The sequence below is a fragment of the Atribacter sp. genome (assembly GCF_035418125.1).
Lineage (GTDB): Bacteria > Atribacterota > Atribacteria > Atribacterales > Atribacteraceae > Atribacter > Atribacter allofermentans.
In genome coordinates this window covers 1-3,444 of sequence record NZ_DAOLQM010000236.1, presented here as the reverse complement: position 1 = coordinate 3,444, position 3,444 = coordinate 1, and the positions used below count along the sequence as shown (strand labels likewise).

The 3,444-nt window shown below is 43.1% G+C and carries 4 protein-coding genes; all 4 read right to left on the bottom strand.

The features are described 5' to 3' along the window. On the bottom strand, positions 1 to 172 hold a 172-nt coding region (locus tag PLK24_RS11490), incomplete at its 3' end, for an FAD-dependent oxidoreductase (RefSeq protein ID WP_349770679.1). 153 nt (positions 173 to 325) lie between these two features. After that, entirely contained in the window at positions 326 to 1,126 is an 801-nt protein-coding gene (locus PLK24_RS09820) for a carbohydrate ABC transporter permease (protein WP_324478668.1), read from the bottom strand. Next, a complete protein-coding gene (locus tag PLK24_RS09815; RefSeq protein WP_324478667.1) occupies positions 1,123 to 1,998 on the bottom strand; it encodes a carbohydrate ABC transporter permease in 876 nt (291 codons plus the stop codon). The genes PLK24_RS09820 and PLK24_RS09815 overlap by 4 nt, the downstream gene beginning before the upstream one ends. A gap of 98 nt (positions 1,999 to 2,096) precedes the next feature. Beyond that, positions 2,097 to 3,389, bottom strand: coding sequence for an extracellular solute-binding protein (locus tag PLK24_RS09810; protein ID WP_324478665.1), 1,293 nt, complete (start codon positions 3,387 to 3,389; stop codon positions 2,097 to 2,099). Between the last annotated feature and the right edge of the window lie 55 nt (positions 3,390 to 3,444).

The window sequence follows — 3,444 nt, the reverse complement described above, 5'->3', positions numbered from 1 at the left end:
CAACTGGAACGCGAATTTCGCTGCTGGAATTTCCGCCAAGTACTGGACGATTTTGTACCAGAGCAACTCGACATCCCAAGCGTGCAGCGGCAACAGCAGCACAGGTTCCGGCTAAACCTCCTCCTACGACTATGAGATCATATTGTTCGTTCATGAAAACCTCCTTATTCATTCTTCTTTACGTTATTATAATTTTTGCCTTGCAAAAACCGTAATTTTAGTTTAAGTGTTAGAAAATGAATTAAAAAATAAAAAAAGCAAAAAGGATAGACCACTCCCCCTCGGTTTTTCATCCTCATCTGGTGCCGCGAAACGGCATAAAGGTCTACCCTTTTACTGCTCCGAAAGTAAGACCACTGATGAGTTGTTTTTGAGCTAAAAATGAAAAGATAAAAATTGGCAGAACCGCCAGAGTTCCTGCCGCACAGATTTGACCCCAGAATATACCCATTTCACCGATCAGCTCTGGTACTGCGACTGGTATAGTTTTAGTATTGGTACCGGTGAATATTAAGGCGAAGAGAAATTCATTCCAAGAAAGAGTAAAAGCAAAAATCGAAGTCGCAGCTAAACCTGGCCGACTGAGAGGAAGAGTGATTCGTAAAAAAGCAGTCAGTCGCGAACATCCATCTATAACTGCTGCTTCTTCCAGTTCTCTCGGAATGGACAGAAAAAAGCCCCGCATCATCCAGATAACAAAGGGGGTTTGAAAAGCAGTATATAAAAGAATGATCCCTCCATAGGTATCGGTGAAACCCAATCTCCTCATGACTAAAAAAAGCGGAACCACACCGGCTACCGGTGGAAGCATCCGAGAAAAAAGGACCATAAAGAGGAGGAATTTTCGCATCGGAAAATTGTATCGGGCGAAACTATAGGCAGCAACTGCCCCTAAAATCACCGATAATACTGCCGTCCCTGAGGCGATAATGATACTATTTTTAAAAAAGTAGGTGAGATTGAGCCGGCTGAACAGATCAACATAATTGGCACCGGTAGGTTTAAAAAACAAAAAAGTTGAAAACAAGTCTAAAGGTTGTTTGAAAGACATCAAGACCATTTGAATGACCGGTGCAATAAAGAGAACAACCAGGATAATAATGATGCCTTCTGTTTTTCGGCTCATACTTCCATCTCCTTATACAAATATCGGAAGAAAACAAAACTAATCAGCAGGGTGAGGATAAGAATGATTACCGAAAGAGTTGAAGATGTCCCGCCATCCCAGAACCGGAACATCGTTCGATAAATCATGATGCTGAGAGTTTGGGTTGAACCACCCGGTCCACCACCGGTTAAAACCCAAATGATATCGAAAGCCCGCAAGGTGAAAATAGTTTGAAAAAGAAGAACAATCCAAATAATGGTTTTTAAAAGCGGTACGGTAATGAGAAAAAATATTTGTACTGACGATGCTCCATCGACTTTGGCAGCGTCATAGGGTTCATCGGGTAAAGCTTGAAGACCAGCGAGAAGGACCAAAATGACAAAAGGAATCCCCCTCCAAATTTCAGTTACCGTGACCGAAAAAAGCGAGGTTGCCGGATCGGCAATCCATCCCGGTCCTCTTATACCGAAAAAACGGAGAATCTGATTAATTTGGCCCAGGTCCGGATCCCAGAGGAGACGCCAGATTAAGCTGATTATGGCAGGAGCACTGATATAGGGGATGAGTACAATGGAACGAGTGGTTTGTTTGGCAAATTTTTGACCATTAAGAAGGTAAGCCAAGCCCAAACCAAGGACAAATTGGATTCCAACTACAATTCCGGTGAATTGAAGAGTTATTTTCACCGAATTCCAAAATACCGGGTTATTAAACACATCAAGATAATTTTGCAGTTTGACAAAATTAAAAGCTGGGGGGAGAACTTTCCAGGAAAAAAAACTGAGGTAGACATTATAAAAAACCGGATAAATCAACAAAGGGAAAATAATAGCGAGAGCTGGGAGTATCAGCAAGTAAGGAATACTTTTATTAAATTTTCTTGAAGCCATTCAATAGCCTCCAAAGCCAGATCTAAGCTACTTTTTGAAATTGTTTATCTCCCACTCGGCATAGGTTAGTACCGAGTGGGAGATGATGTTATAAAATTTTATTGAATGAGTTTCTGAATTGCGCTAGCGGCGTCATCCATTGCCTGTTTGGGGGTTTTGGCACCGGTAAATGCTTGATGAAGCTCACGAGCGACTGTTTCTCGAGCCTCGGGGAAGATTGGAGAGGGAGAAGGCATTTTCCCGACGGCGTACACATCGGCAATGATCTGAGCGGCTTCTGGTCCTACTGCATTGATAAATTCCTCACTCTGGAAGCTTGACAAACGAGTTGGACCATTTCCACGAGCGACCATGTATTTTTGGGCTTCAGCACTGGAGATAAACTTAATGAATTCCCAAGCAGCATCGACTTCTTTGCAGTTTTTATCAATAAATACTGCCCAGCAACCCATATGCCCATATCCCAATCCTTTATCGGGTTTTTGCGGAAGTTTAGCCATTCGTGCATTACCAGCGATTTTAGAAAGTTCTGGTTTGTTCCAATCAATATTATATTGCCACCACAGGGTGGTCATTGCAGCCAGTCCTTCCTGCATGGCAGTTTTGACTTCACTGGAGGTATAGGAAAGGGTTCCGGCGGGAACCACCTTATAGACATTGAGAAGATCGGTCAGCAAAGCGGCGGCTTCGACACCGGCTTCATTATTCACTACAACCTTGTCACCATCAAAAAAAGCACCGCCATGGGGATAAAGCCAGCTTTCAAAATCATCAATAAGCTGAGATCCCTCTTTTCCCATGAAGGCGTATCCATACACATCCACAACCCCATCTCCAGTTGTATCCTTGGTGAGAGCTTGAGCATTGCTAACAAATTCATCTATGGTTACTGGCACTGCTAATCCGTATTCATTATAGAGATCTTCTCGATAATGAAGCATAGCTGCGCCGGATCTGATCGGCAAAGCAACCAATTTTCCGTCTGCAGCCCGGAAGGCTTCGATGAGACCGGGTACGTAATCATCATAATCCTCAATTTCAGAAATGCGGGAATCAAGTTCAAGGAAGACATCCGATCCTAAATCGTTGCGCCAAGTCGTGTTGGATAAGGAGATAACATCAAAGGTGCTGCTTCCCGATAGCATTTCCATCATGGCTTTCTCCATGATGACGTCTACTCCGTAGAGCACCGGTACTACTTCAATTCCAGTCTTTTCCTGGAATTGCTTGAGCAACTCACCATCACCGGTAACAGCGAAATGAACTGGGTGGGCCAACCATTGAATTTTAGTCGCTGAAGCCAAAGGGGTTAAAACCAGGAAAATGATCATAACCGTAAGGAAAAACGCTGTCTTTTTGGTACACCATTTCGATTTAGAAAAACCAAACATTTCTTCTACCTCCTTAAATATTTTGGAAAATCGGGGAACCAAGATGAAGCCCTAA